Genomic DNA, 17,458 nt, shown 5'->3' on the forward strand with positions numbered 1-17,458 from the left:
GCCTGGGCGGAGGAGCGCCTTGCTCGCTCGCCGGCCTGGTCGTCGTAGCCGAGCCCGTCGGATGTGCGCCCGCCCTGCCTCGTGGCGGGCACGCACCCCGGTGCCGACGGTCTGCTCGTCCGGTTCTCCGAGTGGGATTTCGGCTTCGAAGACGTTGACAACGAACTCCGAGGTCCCGCTGCCTTCGTAGTCGACGTCTCGAGGCGCAGCAGAGACGGCGGGTTGCAGGTCGAACGAGTCCCGTGTCGGGCGGCTGAGCCGAGCGGCTTGGACCGTCCCGTCGGGCCGCCGCGGTTGTCGAGGGGGTGCCGGAGCTGTGATCATGCCGACTGTTCTGCGGCCTGGACCGGCCACAAGTGAGCCTTGAATCAAGGTGGTTGCAGACGGTTACACGTCCCGGATGGTGACGCGGTTCCCGCAGGGCTTCGACCAGTCGTCGCGGTCGGAGGTCAGGACGACCACGGGAGCAGGCGCGCGGAGCGCGAGCGCGGCGACGAGGGCGTCGATCGCGTACGTGTGACCGCGGAGGCCGCCTGCCTCCCGCGGGAGCGGGGCCGCGGTCAGAGGATCCTCCTGACTGACCGGCTCCACCTGTAGCCGCGAGACGTCCACTTCAGCCGCGCCGGACCGGTCTTCCCCTGTACGGCTTCGACAACGGTCAGAGCGGACAGGAGGACGGGGACTCCGGCCTGGCATGACGCCTCGATGCGCGCTGCCATCCTGCGGTCGTTCTGCAGGAGCAGTGAGAACGCCTCGGAGTCGAGCGCCAGGGAGCGGGCCGTGCTCCTCTTCATGGGCTGCCACGATCTCGGCCAGGCCGTCCATGGCGAGCTGGTGCCTGACGGCCTCGGTGATGTAGTTGGACAGCCCGCGAGGCCCGGTCCGGGAGCGAAGTTCGCTGACCAGGTCGGCAGGCATGGAGACGGAGATGTTCTCGGTGCTTCCGGCGCGGGTCGGCTTCATGGCAGCAGGTGTAGGACTGGAACTATTACAACGGGATCCGTGGACCACGCCTGTTTCCTCCGGATCGGCTGGGTGCCTCAACCGGACTTCTCCGTTCCCGCTGGACAACGCAGTGGAAGTGAGGAGAGCGGCCGGACGATGGCGGTGGGTTCCGTTCCCGGGTCCCATGGCCCCGTGTCGGTTGGCAGGGGTGCCCGGGTGTGCGGGACCATGGGGCATGCCGAATCGCCTCGCGGACGCGACCTCCCCGTACCTGTTGCAGCACGCCGAGAATCCGGTCGAGTGGTGGCCGTGGGGGCCCGAGGCGTTCGCGGAGGCGGAGCGGCGGGGGGTGCCGGTGTTGCTGAGCGTGGGGTACGCGGCGTGCCACTGGTGTCACGTGATGGCGCACGAGTCGTTCGAGGACGAGGCGACGGCGGCGTACCTGAACGAGCGGTTCGTGGCGGTGAAGGTCGACCGGGAGGAGCGGCCGGACGTCGACGCGGTGTACATGGAGGCGGTGCAGGCGGCGACGGGGCAGGGCGGGTGGCCGATGACGGTGTTCCTGACGCCGGGGAAGGAGCCGTTCTACTTCGGGACGTACTTCCCGCCGGAGCCGCGGCACGGGATGCCCTCGTTCCGGCAGGTGCTGGAGGGGGTGGACAAGGCGTGGACGGGGCGGCGGGACGAGGTCGGGGAGGTGGCCGGGCGGATCAGCCGGGACCTGGCGGAGCGGGCCTCGGTGTACGCGGTGGGCAGCGGGGTGGCGCGGGTGCCCGGGGAGGGGGAACTGCACCAGGCGGTGGTGGAGTTGGCGCGGTCGTTCGACGAGCGGCGGGGCGGGTTCGGCGGGGCGCCGAAGTTCCCGCCGTCGATGGTGCTGGAGTTCCTGCTGCGGCACCACGCGCGGACCGGGTCCGAGGCGGCGCTGCAGATGGTGGAGCGCAGCTGCGAGGCGATGGCGCGCGGCGGGATCTACGACCAGTTGGGCGGCGGGTTCGCCCGGTACGCGGTGGACGCGACCTGGACGGTGCCGCACTTCGAGAAGATGCTGTACGACAACGCGCTGCTGCTGCGGGTCTACCTGCACCTGTGGCGGGCCACCGGCGAGCCGCGGGCCCGCCGGGTCGTGCTGGAGACCGCCGACTTCCTGCTGCGTGAACTGCGCACCCCCGAGGGCGGGTTCGCCTCCGCGCTGGACGCCGACTCGCTGGACGCGGTGAGCGGGAAGACCGCCGAGGGCGCGTACTACGCGTGGACGCCGGAGCAGCTGGAGCAGGTGCTGGGCGAGGCGGACGCCGCCCTCGCGGTGGAGCTGTTCGACGTCACCGGGACGTTCGAGCACGGCAGTTCGGTGCTCCAGCTGCTCAGGGACCCGGAGGACGGGGAGAAGTACGGGGAGATCCGGGCGAAGCTGTTCGAGGCCCGGGCGCGGCGCCCCGCCCCCGCGCGGGACGACAAGGTGGTGGCGGCCTGGAACGGCCTGGCGATCGCCGCGCTCGCCGAGGCCGGCGCGCTGCTGGAGCGCCCGGACCTGGTCGAGGCCGCCGAGCGGGCCGCCGACCTGCTGATCGCCGTCCACCTCACGTCCGAGGGGCGGCTGCTGCGCACCTCGCGGGACGGCCGGGCCGGGGCCAACGCGGGCGTGCTGGAGGACTACGCGGACACCGCCGAGGGCTTCCTCGCGCTGTACGCGGTCACCGGCGAGACGTCCTGGCTGCAACTCGCCGGGGAACTCCTCGACCTGGTGCTGCTGCACTTCACCGACGAGGCGTCCGGCGCGCTGTACGACACCGCCGACGACGCCGAGCAGCTGATCCGCCGCCCGCAGGACCCCACCGACAACGCCACCCCGTCCGGCTGGACCGCCGCGGCCGGCGCCCTGCTCACGTACGCCGCGTACACCGGTTCGGCCCGCCACCGCACCGCCGCCGAACGGGCGTTGGGCATCGTCTCCACGCTCGGCACCCGCGCCCCCCGGTTCACCGGCTGGGGCCTCGCCGTCGCGGAGGCGCTGCTCGACGGCCCGCGCGAGGTCGCCGTGGTCGGCCCCGCCGGCGACCCCGGCCGGGCCGCGCTGCACCTGGCCGCGCTGCGCTCCACCGCGCCCGGCGCGGCCGTCGCGGTCGGCGAACCCGGCGACACCGAGGTGCCGCTGCTCGCCGACCGCCCGCTGCTGGACGGCCGGGCCGCCGCGTACGTGTGCCGGCACTTCGCCTGCGAGCGCCCGACCGCGGAAGTCGCCGAGCTGGAGGAGCGGCTGCGCGGCTGAGGCCGGGGCGGGGGTGTCAACTCCCGTACGGGCTGTGCATGGTGAGGAAGTGGACGGTCAGGTCCTCGGCCAGGTAGTCCATCCGGCGCTCCTGGAACGCGCGCAGGTGCGGGAGCGCCAGGTGGGCCGCCAGGTCGGCCTCGGTGCGCCAGGCCTCGTAGAAGACGAACACGCCGGGCTCGTCCCGCTTCTCGTGGAAGTGGTACTCCAGGCAGCCCTCCTCGGCGCGGGTCGGCTCGACGAAGGAGAGCAGCAACTCCCGCAGCTCGTCGACGCGTTCGGGCTTCGGGCGGGCGGTGCCGACCAGGGTGAAGGGCTGCGCCACGGGGCTCCTCCGAAAGGTGGAAGGTAGAAGACGGAAGGTGGGAGGCGGGAGGTGGGAGGTAAGATATTTTTCGTACCTGGGGGACGCTAGCGGGCGGGAGAGGTACGATGCAAGCCTTACCTGGAAGGTGGTGGACGGTGCCCGACCGCGAAGGACACCCGGAGACGGACGAGATCGAACTCGGCGCGGTGCTGTCCGCGCTGGCCGACCCGCTGCGGCGGCGCGTCGTCCGCGAACTCGCCCTCGCCCCCGCCGACACCGCCCGCACCTGCAGTTCCTTCGCCCTCCCGGTCAGCAAGGCCACCGTCACCCACCACTTCCGCGCCCTGCGCGAGGCCGGCCTGATCCGCCAGGTCGACCGGGGCAACAGCCGCGCCGCGACCCTGCGCCGCGCCGACCTCGAACAGCGCTTCCCCGGGCTGCTCGCGCTGCTCACCGCGGAGGGGGAGACCGCCGGGCGGGACGGGAAGCGGGACGGGAAGCGGGACGGGAACGGCGGATAGCGGATAAGCGATGGCCGCGGGCGGCGGCGCCGGGAGAGGATGCGGCATGGGCTGGACACTCACCACGTCACTGGACGAATTCCGCGCCGCGGCCGGGGCGTTCCTCGCGGCCGATCCCGCCGAGAACACCGTGCTGCTCACCATCCTCGACCGCGTCGACCGGGACGGCCCGCACGTCTACGGCGAAGCCGCGCCGCGCTACGGCTGGTGGCGGGAGCCGGACGGCACCGTCACCGGCGCCACCCTGCGCACCCCGCCGTACGGGCAGCGCCTCGGGCGGATGGGCACCGCCGCCGCCGAGGAACTCGCCCGACTGCTCGCGGTCGGCGACGAGCGGCCGGACGACGCGGGCGGCGGGCGTGAGACGGTGTTCGCCTTCGCCCGCGAGCTGGAGCGGCTCACCGGCCGCGGCTGGGCCGTCGGCTCCAACGAACGGCTGTACCGGCTGGGCGAGTTGACGCCCCCGCCCGCTCCGCCGGCCGGTCGGGCCCGGCTCGCCGCCCCGGCGGAGCGGGAGCTGGTCGCCCGGTGGCTCGCCGCGTTCGCCGCCGAGGCCGGGGTGAACGTCCCCGGTGACGTGCAGGCCGACGCCGACCAGCGGATCGCGGTCGGCGCCCTGCTGCTCTGGGAGGACGCCGACGCCCGCGTCACCTCCCTCGCCGGAGCCAGCCCGGCCGTCGCCGGGATGTCCCGGATCGGCCCGGTCTACACCCCGCCGGAGCGGCGCGGCCACGGCTACGCGAGCGCCCTGACGGCGGCGGCCTCCGCCCACGCGCGGGCCGGCGGCGCCGCGGAGGTGCTGCTCTACACCGACCTCGCCAACCCCACCAGCAACGCGATCTACCGGCGCATCGGCTACGTCCCGGTCGGGGACGCGGTGCACGTCGTCTTCCGCTGAGGCCGTTTCCAGCGCCGGGGAGCGGGCCGCCGCCCCCGGGCCCCGGCGCGGCCGTCACTCCCAGTCCCAGCGCAGGCCGAGCAGGCAGGGCGGCAGGTCGGCGGCCACCAGGTGCGCACAGTGGTGGCCGTCGAGGGTCAACTCCTCGGTCTCCAGCGGGGACCGGCCGGGGGTGGGCCGGGTGAAGCGGTCGCAGCGGACGGGCAGGGCGGCCGGGTCGAAGGTGACCTGGAGGACGTACTGGCCGGCGCCCGCGTTGAAACCGCGGACGTACTCGCGGCTGGGCCCGGTGGACGGGGCCTCGTCGAAGCCGTAGCCGAGCAGGTGGGTGTCGCCGGTGCGCAGGCGGCGGTCGAGGAGGAGTTCGGCGACCAGCATGTGCGCGGCGGGGTCGCGGCGGATCCGGCCGGGGCGGCAGTTCTCCTCGGCCCGGACCCGGACGCGTTCGATGTCGCAGCCCGGGTCGCCCTGGTAGATCGCCAGGTAGCGGTCGATGCCGTCGCGGTGCGCGCGCAGCACGTGCTGGGAGTCGCGGCGCAGCAGCCGGCGGTCCGGGCCGACCCGGATCCGCTCGATGTGGGTGATGGTGTGTAGGCCGGTGTCGGGCGGTCCGGACAGCACGGCGAGCAGGCCGTCGACGGCCTCGGCGGGGCTGATCAGGTCCCGGTAGGGGCGGACCGCCGGGCCGGTCGGGTCGGGGGTGCTGCGGCGCGGGCCGAGCAGCCGGGTCAGCGAGTGCTCGGGGAGCTCCAGCACCTCCTCCAGCGCCGCGACGGCCCGCAGCGACTCGGCCCGCTCGGGGCGCCGCAGCCCCTGCTGCCAGTAGCTGAGGCTGGTCACCCCGACCCGCACGCCGCGCTGCGCGAGCCGCTCGCGCAGCCGGTGCAGGGCCAGGCCGCGGGCGGCGATCGCGGCCCGCAGCGCGAGGTGGAACGGTCCGGTGCGCAGGGCGAGGGCCAGGTCGGACGGTGCGGACGGCTGCTGCATGGCCACCTCCTCGATTGACCGTGAATATTCACACCTCCGGCCCGCCTTGTCACCGGCCCGGCAGATATCCGCGCTGCCCAGGGCCGCCGCGTTCACACCGCCACCGGGCCCGTTCACACCCCGACCGCCGTACGGGAGAGGGCCGTTGACCCGCGCACCGGCCCGGCCGGATGCTCGTCCAGCGCCGTCCGGACGCCGCCCCCCCACATCCACTCCTCGCCCCTGCCAGGAGGCCGAACCCCCATGCCACACCTCCCGATCCGGCTGCGCCGGACGGCCGCCGCACTCGCCCTGGGCGTCCTCGCCCCGGTGCTGGGCGCGGCCGCCACCGCCGCCCCCGCCCAGGCGGCCGCCGCCCCCACCACGGCCGCCGCCCCCGCCGCGCCCCAGGCCCCGGCACTGGCCGGCACCTCGCGCATCCTCAACCTCACCATGCAGTCCCAGCAGCAGAGCAACTGGTGCTGGGCGGCCGGCGGCAACACCATCGCCACGTACTACGGCTACACCTACAGCCAGAACCAGTTCTGCAACCTCGCCTTCGGACGCTCCGTCAACTCCACCTGCCCCAACAACCAGGCCAGCCTGGCCGAGGTGCAGAACGCGCTGTACCGGATCGGCATCAGCACCGGCTCGTACGTCAACGGCTACCTGCGCTACGCCACCGTGCAGGGCGAGATCGACGCCGGCCGGCCCGTCGAGACCCGGATCCAGTGGAGCTCCGGCGGCGGCCACATGAACGTCCTCTACGGCTACGACCTCAGCAACAACTGGCTGTACTGGGGCGACCCCTGGCCGTCCAACTACCGCTACAACTGGGGCGACTACACCTACTACGTGAGCAACGGCTCCTTCTCCTGGACCCACTCCCTGTACCGGATCGGCGCGTGAGGAGCCCCGCCATGAACAGCCACCGCGTCCGTACCGCCCGCGCCGCCGCCGCGATCACCGCGGCCCTCGCCCTCGGCCTCGCCGCCGCCCCGGCGCACGCCGCCGACACCCCCGCCGGAGCCCCCGCCGCGCTCGGCACCGGCGACCTCGCCGCCGCCCGCGGCGCGACCGGGGCACCGGCCGTGCTCGACCAGCTCGGGCACTTCTTCGCCCGCAAGGGCGTGCCGCCCACCCAGCGGCTCGGGATCAGCGCCGCCGACGAGGCCCGGGCCGCGACCGCCGCCGCACCACGGCTCACCGGCGACACCGTGCCCGTCTACACCCTCTCCGCCGGGTTCGTCTCCGGCCGCGCCGGGGCCCCGGTCGCCGAGGTCGAGTTCACCGCGACGACGGCCGTCGCCGCGGACGGACAGCGCGCCTCGGTCTGGGCCGCCCGGCAGGACGGCGGCTGGCGGGTCGTCAACATCGCCTCCGGCAGCGACGAGGGCGACTACGCGGCCGAGGCCGCGGCGGACGGCGGCACCGCCTTCCGCGAACCCCAGCTCGACGCCTGGTACGAGCTCAAGGACGGCCGCGTCCTGCCGCTCGACGACGAGGCGAGCCGCTCGGTCGGCGCGCACGGCAGCACCGTCGCCGCCTACCAGCGCCTCGTCCAGCAGCGCTACGGCGACAAGCTGCCCGGCTCCGGGTACGACGCCGCCGGCAAGGCGGGCGGCTTCGCCACCGAGGTCACCGAGGCCACCGGGAGCGCCGGGAACGCCGGGAGCGCCGGGAACGCGGGGAGCGGCACCAGGACGGCGAGCGCCGCGCCGGACCGGACGGCACCGCTGCTCACCGCCGGCGCCGCGCTCGGGCTGACCGTCCTGACCGGTGCCGGGCTGGGCCTGCGGCGGCGCAGGACGGCCCGCATCACGTACTGAACGCACGGAACGCACTGAACGAAGGCACTGGACGAAGGCACTGGACGCACGCACTGGCAGAGCCCGCCCGCCGTTCCCGCCGTCCCCGCACCGAGGGGGCCGGCGGGGACGGCGGGCACCGGCTTGTCAGGGAGTGGCTCCGGCGAAGGTGCGCCGGTAGGCGAGGGGGGAGACGCCGATCGCGCTGTGCAGGTGCTGGCGCAGCGAGACGGGGTTGGCGAAGCCGACCCGGGTGGCGATCTGTTCGATGGTCAGGTCGCTGGCTTCGAGGAGGTGGCGGGCCAGGGCGATGCGCTGCTGGGTGAGCCAGCGGCCGGGGCTCTGGCCGGTCTCCTCCTGGAAGCGGCGGGCGAAGGTGCGGGTGCTCATGCTGGCGTGGGCGGCGAGTTCGGCCAGGGTGAGGGGGCGGTGCAGCCGGGCAAGGGCCCACGCGCGGGTGGGGGCGGTGCCGGTGCTGCCGACGGTGGGGACGGGGTGCTCGACGTACTGGGCCTGGCCGCCGTCGCGCCAGGGCGGGACGACGCAGATCCGGGCGGCCCGGTTGGCGGCGGCGGTGCCGTGGTCGTTGCGCAGGACGTGCAGGAAGAGGTCGACGCCGGACGCGGCGCCCGCCGAGGTGAGGACGTCGCCGTCGTCGACGAACAGCACGTCCGGATCGAGCCGCACCCGCGGGAAGAGCGCGCGGAACCGGTCGGCCAGGGCCCAGTGGGTGGTGGCGGGGCGGCCGTCGAGCAGCCCGGCGGCGGCGAGCACGAAGGCGCCGGTGCAGATGGAGATCAGCCGGGTGCCGGGCCGGACCAGGGCGAGCGCGGCGGCGGTGGCGGGGTCGAGCGCGGCGCTCTCGGGGACGGGCCCGTACGGCGGGACGACGACGGTGTCGGCGGTGGCGAGGATCTCGGGGCCGTGGTCGGGCGCGACCGCGAAGTCCGCGTTCGTGCGGACCGGGCGGCCGTCGACGGTGCAGGTGGACAGCCGGTAGAGGCCGTCGGTGCTGCCGAACACCCGCTGCGGGATGCCGAGTTCGAAGGGGTACACGCCGTCGAGGGCGAGCACGGCGACCCGGTGCGGGGCGGGCGCGGACGCGGCCGGGGCTCCGGACAGGGCTCCGGACGGCGGGGCGGTGGCCAAGGTGTGCCTCCTGGCGGGCTGGCGTGATCCCATCGGACAGTGACCATCTTGCCACTCCCGGCCGGGCCGCGCGCCCGCCAGGCTGAAGGGCATGACGACGAACCAGACCCACCGGACCGACTCGACCCACCAGGCGCATGAGGCGCACGAGGCGCACGAAACACAGCAGGACGGCGGCGGCACGATGCGCGCGGTCAGCCAGGACGTCCTCGGCGGCCCCGAGGTGCTGCGCGTGGTGGAGCTGCCGCGTCCGCGGCCGGGGACGAGCGAAGTGCTGGTCCGGGTGCGGGCGGCGGGGCTGAACCCGACCGACTGGAAGCACCGGGCGAGCGGCCTCTTCCTCGGCGAACCGCCGTTCGTCCTCGGCTGGGACGTGGCGGGCACGGTGGAGGCGGTCGGCCTCGGCGTCACGCTGTTCGCGCCGGGCGACGAGGTGTTCGGCATGCTGCCGTACCCGCACGGCGCCGGCTCGCACGCCGAGTACGTGACCGGCCCGGCCCGGGCGTTCGTCCGCCGGCCCGCCTCGGTGGACGCGGTGCAGGCGGGGGCGCTGCCGCTGGCCGCGCTGACGGCCTGGCAGGCGCTGGTCGACACCGCGCGGGTCCGGGCCGGGGACCGGGTGCTGGTGCACGCCGCGGCCGGCGGGGTCGGGCACCTGGCGGTGCAGATCGCCAAGGCCCGCGGCGCGTACGTGATCGGGACGGCCAGCGCGGGCAAGCACGACTTCCTGCGCCGGATCGGGGTGGACGAGCCGGTCGACTACCAGGAGACCGACTTCGCTGAGGCGGTGCGCGACATCGACGTCGTGCTGGACACCATCGGCGGCGACTACCAGGTGCGCTCGCTGCGCACGCTGCGCCGGGGCGGGCTGCTGGTGTCGATCCTGCCGTTCCCGGCCGAGGGCCTGGCCGCGGCGGCGGAGCGGCTCGGGGTGCGGACCGCGATGCTGCTGGTGGAGGCCGACCATGCGGGCATGGCGGGCGTCGCGGACCTCGCCGAGCGCGGCCTGCTGCGGGCCGAGATCGCCGGGACGTTCCCGCTGGCGGAGGCGGCGAAGGCGCACGAGGTGGGCGACGGCGGGCGGGTCACCGGGAAGCTGGTGCTGCTGGCCGACTGAGCCGCCGGCGGACTCCCGCTCGCCCGCCGGCCCGCCGATCTCCGCCCCCACCGACCTGCGGCCCCGCCGATCTCCGCCCCCGCCGACCGGACCGCACCGACCGGAACGCGCCCACCGGAACGCCTTCCTGCGCGATTCCCACCTCTGGAATTGACGCGTTGTTGATCCCCTGTTCGCCCTCGCAGCGTGCCGAACGTGTCACTGTAGGTGGGAAGTTCTCTGACGACCTGTCAGAAGACCTGTCGGCCGGCGGGAGGTTTGCCGATGGAGTACGGTGCGGCGCGGTTCTGGAGCGGCGTGGTCGGTGTGCTGGCCGCGCTGGCCGTCATCGCCGGGTACCTGATCGGCGGGGCCCGCCTGGTCTGGGGCGTCTCCGCGATCGAGGTGCTGGCGGTGATGGCCTGGGTCGCGCACCGCTTCCGCGGCCGGGCCCACCGGCGCACGGCGGGCGAAGGGCCCGACGCGGCGCACTGCGAGCGCTGCCGTCGGGCCCGGGAGCGGCTGGAGGGCAGGGCCCAGCCGGTGAGGTACTGAGCTGCCGGAGCGCCGCGGGGAGCGGGGGGTCAGGAGGTGACGGTGTACGCCACCAGCGAGACCCCCACGTACTGCACGATGAACGCGCCCAGGGTGAGGGCGTGGAAGACCTCGTGGAAGCCGAACCAGCGCGGTGACGGGTTCGGCCGCTTGAGGCCGTAGACCACGCCGCCGACCGTGTAGAGCACGCCGCCGACGACGATCAGGGTCAGCACGGCCGCGCCGCCCCTGTGCAGGAAGTCCGGCAGGAAGAACACCGCCGCCCAGCCGAGGGCCACGTAGCACGGGGTGTACAGCCAGCGCGGCGCGCCGACCCAGAACACCCGGAACGCGATCCCGGCCAGCGCCCCGCCCCACACCAGCCACAGCAGCACCTGCTGTCGCGCGCCGTCCAGCAGCAGCATGGTGAACGGGGTGTACGTCCCGGCGATGATCAGGAAGATGTTGGCGTGGTCGAGCCGGCGCAGCACCGCCTCGCCGCGCGGCCCCCAGGTGAAGCGGTGGTAGAGCGCGCTCACCCCGAACAGCATCCAGGCGCTCACCGAGTAGACGACGCAGGCGACCCGCGCCGCCGTCGAGTCGGCCAGGCAGATCAACACGATTCCGGCGGCCAGGGCGGCCGGGAACATTCCGGCGTGCAGCCAGCCACGCCACTTGGGCTTCATGAGCTCCAGCGCTTCCGCGGTCATGGACAGCATCTTACGGAACCGTAGGTTACTGGCGCGTAGTGAAGTGGCGATCCTCACTCTTGTACGTTCTGGAGCATTGAGGCCGAGTGATCAAGGTCTCCCCGGGGCATTCGAGGAGCAGTTCCGGGCCCCCGAATCAGACAGTCCGTAGTAAAAATCTCGTCAATGACGCCAATTGGACGAAGAAGAGGGCTCGACCCGGAGCTACCGTGTAACCACCCTCAACCCCCGCGAAGCCGTCTCCTGGCCGAGATGGTGTGAAACGGAGCGATCGTGCCGCCTCAGACCTCTGCACTCGCCGAGTCCGCGCCCACCCGCCACCAGCGCCTGGTGGACTGGGTGAACGAGATTGCCGACCTCACCCAGCCGGACCGCGTCGTCTGGTGCGACGGCTCGGAGGAGGAGTACCACCGCCTCGCCGAGCAGCTCGTCGCCCAGGGCACCTTCACCAGGCTCGACCAAGCCAAGCGCCCCAACTCCTACTACGCGGCCTCCGACCCGTCCGACGTCGCCCGTGTCGAGGACCGCACCTTCATCTGCTCCGAGCGCGAGCAGGACGCCGGCCCGACCAACCACTGGAAGGCCCCCGCCGAGATGCGGAGCGTCTTCCAGGGCGAGGACGGCCTGTTCCGCGGCGCGATGCGCGGCCGCACCATGTACGTGGTGCCGTTCTCGATGGGCCCGGTCGGCTCCCCGCTGGCCGCGTACGGCGTCGAGATCACCGACTCCGCGTACGTCGCCGTCTCGATGCGCGTGATGACCCGGATGGGACAGGCCGTGCTCGACCAGCTCGGCGAGGACGGCGAGTTCGTCAAGGCCGTGCACACCGTCGGCGCCCCGCTGGCCGAGGGCCAGGACGACGTGCCGTGGCCGTGCAACAGCACCAAGTACATCTCGCACTTCCCGGAGACCCGGGAGATCTGGTCCTACGGCTCCGGCTACGGCGGCAACGCCCTGCTCGGCAAGAAGTGCTACGCGCTGCGGATCGCCTCCACCATGGCCCGCGACGAGGGCTGGCTGGCCGAGCACATGCTGATCCTCAAGCTCACCCCGCCCTCCGGCGAGGTCAAGTACGTCGCCGCCGCGTTCCCGTCCGCCTGCGGCAAGACCAACCTCGCCATGCTCCAGCCGACCGTCCCGGGCTGGAAGGTCGAGACCATCGGCGACGACATCGCCTGGATGCGGTTCGGCGCCGACGGCCGGCTCCACGCGATCAACCCGGAGGCCGGCTTCTTCGGCGTCGCCCCCGGCACCGGCGAGGACACCAACGCCAACGCGATCAGGACCCTCTGGGGCAACACCGTCTTCACCAACGTCGCCCTCACCGACGACGGCGACGTGTGGTGGGAGGGCCTCACCGAGGAGCCGCCCGCGCACCTCACCGACTGGCGCGGCAACGACTGGACGCCCGCGTCCGGCACCCCCGCCGCCCACCCGAACGCGCGGTTCGCCGTCCCCGCCGCGCAGTGCCCGACCATCGCCCCGGAGTGGGAGGACCAGGCCGGCGTGCCGATCTCGGCGATCCTGTTCGGCGGACGCCGGGCCACCGCCGTCCCGCTGGTCACCGAGTCCTTCGACTGGCAGCACGGCGTCTTCCTCGGCGCCAACATCGCCTCCGAGAAGACCGCCGCCGCCGAGGGCACCGTCGGCGAGCTGCGCCGCGACCCGTTCGCCATGCTGCCGTTCTGCGGCTACAACATGGGCGACTACTTCGCGCACTGGCTCAAGGTCGGCGCGGACGCCGACCCGGAGAAGCTGCCGAAGATCTACTACGTCAACTGGTTCCGGAAGAACGCCGACGGCCAGTTCGTCTGGCCCGGCTACGGCGAGAACAGCCGCGTCCTGAAGTGGATCGTCGAGCGCCTGGAGGGCACCGCGGCGGGCGTCGAGACGCCGATCGGCGTGCTGCCCGAGGTGGACGGCTTCGACCTGGACGGGCTGGAGCTCTCCGACGCCGACCGCGAGCTGCTGTTCACGGTCGACCGGGAGATCTGGAAGCAGGAGGCCGCGCTGGTCCCGGCCCACCTGGAGCTGTTCGGCGCGCACACGCCGAGCGCGCTGTGGGACGAGTACCGGGCGCTGGTCAAGCGGCTCGGCGACTGACCTCCGGCCGCGGCCCGACGCACCGCGGGGTCCGCCCGGCGAGGAGACCCTCCTCGCCGGGCGGACCCCGCCGCCGTCGGCCCCGCCCCCGCGCTACGGCTGGGCGTAGCCGGACAGGAAGTCGCCGATCCGGGTGACCGCGTCGGTGATCTCCTCCGGGCGGGGGAGGGTGACCAGGCGGAAGTGGTCCGGGTCGGGCCAGTTGAAGCCGGTGCCCTGGACGATCAGTATCCGCTGGGCGCGCAGCAGGTCCAGGACCATCTGCGCGTCGTCCTTGATCTTGTAGACCTGCGGGTCGAGCCGCGGGAAGGCGTACAGCGCGCCCTTCGGCTTGACGCAGGAGACGCCCGGGATCTCGTTCAGCAGCTTGTACGCGGCGTCCCGGGAGGCGAGCAGCCGGCCGCCGGGCAGGATCAGGTCGCGGATCGACTGCCGGCCGCCGAGCGCGGCGGCGACCGCGTGCTGGGCGGGCATGTTGGCGCACAGCCGCATCGAGGCGAGCACGTTGAGGCCCTCGATGTAGGAGCGGGCCCGGTGCCGGTCGCCGGAGAGCACCATCCAGCCGGAGCGGAACCCCGCGACCCGGTAGGACTTGGACATGCCGTTGAAGGTGACGCAGAACAGGTCGGGCGCCAGGGTGGCCAACGGGGTGTGCTCGACGCCGTCGTAGAGGATCTTGTCGTAGATCTCGTCCGCGTAGATCACCAGCCGGTGCCGCCGGGCGAGTTCGGCGATGCCCTCCAGCAGCTCGCGCGGGTACACCGCGCCGGTGGGGTTGTTGGGGTTGATCACCACGATCGCCCGGGTGCGGTCGGTGATCTTCGCGGCGATGTCGGCCAGGTCCGGGTACCACTCGGCCTGCTCGTCGCAGCGGTAGTGCACGGCGGTGCCGCCGGCCAGCGAGACCGAGGCCGTCCACAGCGGGTAGTCGGGCGCCGGGACGAGCACCTCGTCGCCGTCGTCGAGCAGGGCGGTCATGGCGAGCTGGATCAGCTCGGAGACGCCGTTGCCCAGGTAGACGTCCTCGACGGTGAGACCGTGCAGGCCGCGCTCCTCGTAGTGCATCACCACGGCCCGCCGGGCCGACAGCAGGCCCTTCGAATCGCCGTACCCGTGGGCCGAGTTGAGGTTGCGGAGGATGTCCTGGAGGATCTCGGGCGGCGCCTCGAAGCCGAACGCGGCCGGGTTGCCGGTGTTGAGCTTCAGGATGCGGTGGCCCTGCTCCTCCAGCCGCATCGCCTCGTCGAGGACCGGACCGCGGATGTCGTAGCAGACATTGGCGAGCTTGCTGGACTGGATGACCTGCATACCCGCCTACTTTACGGGCGGCTCACACCGATCACCGCGTGGTGTTCGCCACCTGGACACGGACGGGCGAACGCCCCGGCCGGTAGGGTCGCGGCGGACCGTCAGGGGAGGGCCGTCAGGGGAGGGCCGGATGTTCGGGGCAGTGCTCGGGGCCGTGCTGGGACTGCTCGCGGGGCCGCCGCTGCGGGTCGCGGTGGCGCGCTACGCGGTGCCGCCCGGCGAGCCGTGGCGCGACTGCCGGCCCACCCCGCTCGGCCGCTGCGTCCGGCACGGCGAACGGGTCGGCCCGCCGCCGCTGTCCGTCGAGGCCGCCGCCGCGGCGCTCGGCGCGGCCCTGGGTGCCTGGGCGCCCGGGCGCTGGCTGCCGGTGCTGGTGTGGCTGGCCCTGTTCGGCACCGTGCTGGGCTTCGTGGACGCCGCGGTGAAGCGGCTGCCGGACGCGCTGACCCTGCCGCTGTTCCTCGGCACCGCCGCGCTCGTCCCGCTCGCCGACCACCGCCCGGCGGTGTGGCTGCGCTGCGCGCTGGCGGCGGGCGCCCTCGGGCTGCTGTTCCTGCTGCTGGCGCTGCTGGCCCCGATGGGCCTGGGCGACGCCAAGCTGGCCCCGTCGCTGGGCGCGGTCCTGGGCCTGGCCGGCTGGCGGACGGTGTACGGGGGCCTGTTCGCCATGTGGGCGGTCGCCGCGCTGTGGGCGGTGGCCCTGCTGGTGCTGCGCCGGGCGGGCCGGCGCAGCGAGCTGGCGTTCGGCCCGGCGATGCTGCTGGGCACGCTGGCGGCGGTGCTGGCGGCGCCCTGACCCATGGGCGCACCGGCCTGCGACGGGCGCGGGCCATGGGCGGGGCCCGCCGTACCCCAGCGGTACGGCGGGCCCCTGTGCGTGCACCTACCCCACCCTCGAGGAGCGGCGCACTGGCTCTCTGTCCTGCTTACTGCATGCCGTGCGCGAAGGCGCCGACGTTGGTGGAGAAGTCGTTGCCGTTGGCGGCGTCCCAGTTGGTCGACCAGGTCATCGCGCCGCGGATGGTCGGCCACTTGGCCGGCGGGACGAAGCTGCCGCAGTGGTTGCCGGTGGCCAGGCAGTCCAGCGCGTTGTTCACCACGGTGGAGTTGACGTAGCCGCCGCCGGCCGCCTTGGTGGAGGCGGGGACGCCGATGCCGACCTGGTCCGGCCGCAGGCCGCCCTGGATGTGGGTGCAGACCTGGGCGGTGATGAAGTCGATGGTGCCCTGGTTGTAGACCTTGCCGTCGCAGCCGTTCATGCCGCCCGAGTTGTAGAACTGGGTGTTGACGACGGTCAGGATGTCCTTGGTGTTCAGCGCGAGCTGGAAGTACGCGCCGGCGGTGGAGTACATGCCGATGGTCTCGGGCGCCATGGTCAGGATGAAGCCGGAGCCGACCTTGGACTGCAGGGTGTGCAGCGCCTGCGCCATGTAGGTCGGGTCGACGCCGTTCTCCAGGTCGACGTCGATGCCGTCGAAGCCGTACTGCTGGATCAGGGCGTACGCCGAGTTGGCGAAGTTGGTCGCCGCGGTGGCGTTGCCCACCGAGATGGCACCGTTCTGGCCGCCGATGGAGAGGACGACCTTCTTGCCGGCCGCGTGCTTGGCGGCGATGTCGGCCTTGAAGTCGGCGTCGGAGTAGCCGCCGAGCTTGGTGGCCAGCGCCGGGTCCAGGGTGAAGGAGATCCCGCCCTGGGTGGTGGTCGCGTCGGCGAAGGAGACCGCGATGATGTCGTACGCGGACTGCACGTCGCGCAGCCGCTGCACGGTCGCGCCGTTGTCGAAGTTCTGCCAGTAGCCGGTCAGCGCGTGCTTGGGCAGGCCGGTGACCGGCGGCGGGGTGCTCGTCGAGGCCGACGGGCTGGGCGAGGAGCTCTTGGTGGGCGAGGCCGACGCGGACGGCGAGGCGCTCTTGGTCGGCGAGGCCGACGGGGACGGCGAGGCGCTCTTGGTGGGCGAGGCCGACGGGGTCGGGGAGGCGGTGCCGCCCGGGCCGATCAGCTGGATGTCGTCCGCGTAGTACGTGGGCTGGCCGTACCAGCCGTGGACGTACAGCGTGACGCTGGTGGTGTTGGCGCCGGTGGTGAAGGTGGTGTTCAGCTGGTTCCAGGCGCTCTGCGCCGACCAGGTGGACGGGTCGGTGCCGCCGGTGCCGCGGGCGCCCAGGTAGACGTACTGGCCCTGGACCCAGCCGTTCAGCGTGTAGGCGGTGTTGGGAAGCACCGAGACGGTCTGGGTGCACTCCGCGGTGTCGCCGGCGCCGGGGGTGGCGGACAGCGCGCCGGTGCCCGAGTGCACGGGGGTGGAGACCGCGGCGGTGGTGCCGGTGCAGGACCAGCCGGACAGGCCGGAGTCGAAGCCGCCGTTGGTGACCAGGTTGCCGACCGCGGCGCTCGCGCCGCCGGCCGACAGGGCGAGACCGGTGCCGGCCAGGGCCAGCGCGGTCGCGGTGGCGAGCACCGCCGGGATCTTGTTGCGGCGCCGGTGGGACGGCTGCTGCAGGGTACGGGCCATGACAGGCTCCAGTGCGGGGAGTGGGGGTACGGGTGTGGGGAGGCACGCCGGAATGTCGGGGAGAGCCGCCGCGGTGGGGGTCGCGGCGGCTCCGCCTGTGGGGGAGGGTCCGCTGTGGTGCTGACCACACGCTGGACTAGACCAATGGCAAGCGTCAAGACCCGGAATCCGGTTTAGGGGCCGTTTAAGGATTCGGAGACCGTTCCGTAGCCGTCCTCGTGCGCGCACTGTGACAAGACCGGTACCTGCGGTTTTGCCGCGCGCAAACCCGGGCGGAGTAGGCTGCCGCAGGGATTTCGCACCCGGAGCAATCAGCACGGAGGGGCCGTTC

Annotated in this window: 15 protein-coding genes and 2 pseudogenes; 9 read left to right on the plus strand and 8 right to left on the minus strand. The window is 73.4% G+C overall.

The window, feature by feature from the left end:
• Positions 1-387: 387 nt before the first annotated feature.
• Positions 388-794, minus strand: a pseudogene (locus ACIQVD_RS05655) (DNA-binding protein).
• Positions 772-963, minus strand: a pseudogene (locus tag ACIQVD_RS05660) (hypothetical protein); the annotation flags it as partial. The pseudogenes ACIQVD_RS05655 and ACIQVD_RS05660, both read right to left, overlap by 23 nt.
• 217 nt (positions 964-1,180) lie before the next feature.
• Here ACIQVD_RS05660 and ACIQVD_RS05665 point away from each other — a divergent pair.
• A complete protein-coding gene (locus ACIQVD_RS05665; protein ID WP_402286253.1) occupies positions 1,181-3,214 on the plus strand; it encodes a thioredoxin domain-containing protein in 2,034 nt (677 codons plus the stop codon).
• A gap of 16 nt (positions 3,215-3,230) precedes the next feature.
• Here the strand turns inward: ACIQVD_RS05665 and ACIQVD_RS05670 are convergent, their stop codons facing one another.
• Positions 3,231-3,539 carry a putative quinol monooxygenase gene (locus ACIQVD_RS05670; RefSeq protein ID WP_111557041.1) on the minus strand — a complete coding sequence of 103 codons (309 nt, stop codon included), beginning with the start codon at positions 3,537-3,539 and terminating at the stop codon, positions 3,231-3,233.
• 137 nt (positions 3,540-3,676) lie between these two features.
• On the opposite strand from ACIQVD_RS05670, the gene ACIQVD_RS05675 reads away from it, so the two are divergent.
• Both ACIQVD_RS05675 and ACIQVD_RS05680 read left to right on the plus strand, forming a co-directional pair.
• The gene (locus tag ACIQVD_RS05675) at positions 3,677-4,042 is read left to right on the plus strand and encodes an ArsR/SmtB family transcription factor (RefSeq protein WP_402286255.1); all 366 of its coding nucleotides are present in this window, start codon (positions 3,677-3,679) and stop codon (positions 4,040-4,042) included.
• 46 nt (positions 4,043-4,088) lie between these two features.
• A complete protein-coding gene (locus tag ACIQVD_RS05680; protein ID WP_402286257.1) occupies positions 4,089-4,940 on the plus strand; it encodes a GNAT family N-acetyltransferase in 852 nt (283 codons plus the stop codon).
• Between the two features lie 54 nt (positions 4,941-4,994).
• Here ACIQVD_RS05680 and ACIQVD_RS05685 read toward each other — a convergent pair whose 3' ends face one another.
• On the minus strand, positions 4,995-5,927 hold the full coding sequence (locus tag ACIQVD_RS05685; protein ID WP_100836564.1) for a hypothetical protein: 933 nt from the start codon (positions 5,925-5,927) through the stop codon (positions 4,995-4,997).
• 243 nt (positions 5,928-6,170) lie between these two features.
• On the opposite strand from ACIQVD_RS05685, the gene ACIQVD_RS05690 reads away from it, so the two are divergent.
• A complete protein-coding gene (locus tag ACIQVD_RS05690; protein ID WP_111557037.1) occupies positions 6,171-6,815 on the plus strand; it encodes a papain-like cysteine protease family protein in 645 nt (214 codons plus the stop codon).
• Between the two features lie 11 nt (positions 6,816-6,826).
• Positions 6,827-7,735 (plus strand): hypothetical protein, encoded by a 909-nt coding sequence (locus ACIQVD_RS05695; protein ID WP_402286260.1) that lies wholly within the window; start codon positions 6,827-6,829, stop codon positions 7,733-7,735.
• A gap of 126 nt (positions 7,736-7,861) precedes the next feature.
• Here the strand turns inward: ACIQVD_RS05695 and ACIQVD_RS05700 are convergent, their stop codons facing one another.
• Entirely contained in the window at positions 7,862-8,863 is a 1,002-nt protein-coding gene (locus ACIQVD_RS05700) for a GlxA family transcriptional regulator (protein WP_400682166.1), read from the minus strand.
• Positions 8,864-9,047: 184 nt separating this feature from the next.
• On the opposite strand from ACIQVD_RS05700, the gene ACIQVD_RS05705 reads away from it, so the two are divergent.
• Together ACIQVD_RS05705 and ACIQVD_RS05710 are read left to right on the plus strand one after the other, a co-directional pair.
• On the plus strand, positions 9,048-9,980 hold the full coding sequence (locus ACIQVD_RS05705; RefSeq protein WP_402286695.1) for an NADP-dependent oxidoreductase: 933 nt from the start codon (positions 9,048-9,050) through the stop codon (positions 9,978-9,980).
• Between the two features lie 264 nt (positions 9,981-10,244).
• Positions 10,245-10,514: a hypothetical protein gene (locus ACIQVD_RS05710; RefSeq protein WP_400682164.1), complete on the plus strand. Its 270-nt coding sequence runs from the start codon at positions 10,245-10,247 to the stop codon at positions 10,512-10,514.
• Positions 10,515-10,543: 29 nt separating this feature from the next.
• Here ACIQVD_RS05710 and ACIQVD_RS05715 read toward each other — a convergent pair whose 3' ends face one another.
• The gene (locus tag ACIQVD_RS05715) at positions 10,544-11,212 is read right to left on the minus strand and encodes a hemolysin III family protein (protein ID WP_400682163.1); all 669 of its coding nucleotides are present in this window, start codon (positions 11,210-11,212) and stop codon (positions 10,544-10,546) included.
• A gap of 264 nt (positions 11,213-11,476) precedes the next feature.
• Between ACIQVD_RS05715 and ACIQVD_RS05720 the strand changes: the two genes are divergently transcribed.
• Positions 11,477-13,306, plus strand: a complete 1,830-nt coding sequence (locus ACIQVD_RS05720) for a phosphoenolpyruvate carboxykinase (GTP) (RefSeq protein WP_400682162.1) — start codon at positions 11,477-11,479, stop codon at positions 13,304-13,306.
• Between the two features lie 93 nt (positions 13,307-13,399).
• Here ACIQVD_RS05720 and ACIQVD_RS05725 read toward each other — a convergent pair whose 3' ends face one another.
• Positions 13,400-14,614 carry a pyridoxal phosphate-dependent aminotransferase gene (locus ACIQVD_RS05725; RefSeq protein ID WP_400682161.1) on the minus strand — a complete coding sequence of 405 codons (1,215 nt, stop codon included), beginning with the start codon at positions 14,612-14,614 and terminating at the stop codon, positions 13,400-13,402.
• A gap of 130 nt (positions 14,615-14,744) precedes the next feature.
• On the opposite strand from ACIQVD_RS05725, the gene ACIQVD_RS05730 reads away from it, so the two are divergent.
• On the plus strand, positions 14,745-15,410 hold the full coding sequence (locus ACIQVD_RS05730) for a prepilin peptidase (protein WP_400682160.1): 666 nt from the start codon (positions 14,745-14,747) through the stop codon (positions 15,408-15,410).
• A gap of 130 nt (positions 15,411-15,540) precedes the next feature.
• Here the strand turns inward: ACIQVD_RS05730 and ACIQVD_RS05735 are convergent, their stop codons facing one another.
• Positions 15,541-17,127 carry a chitinase gene (locus ACIQVD_RS05735; RefSeq protein ID WP_402286265.1) on the minus strand — a complete coding sequence of 529 codons (1,587 nt, stop codon included), beginning with the start codon at positions 17,125-17,127 and terminating at the stop codon, positions 15,541-15,543.
• Positions 17,128-17,458 lie beyond the last annotated feature (331 nt).

It is taken from the genome of Kitasatospora sp. NPDC090308, assembly GCF_044769485.1.
Classification (GTDB): domain Bacteria; phylum Actinomycetota; class Actinomycetes; order Streptomycetales; family Streptomycetaceae; genus Kitasatospora; species Kitasatospora fiedleri.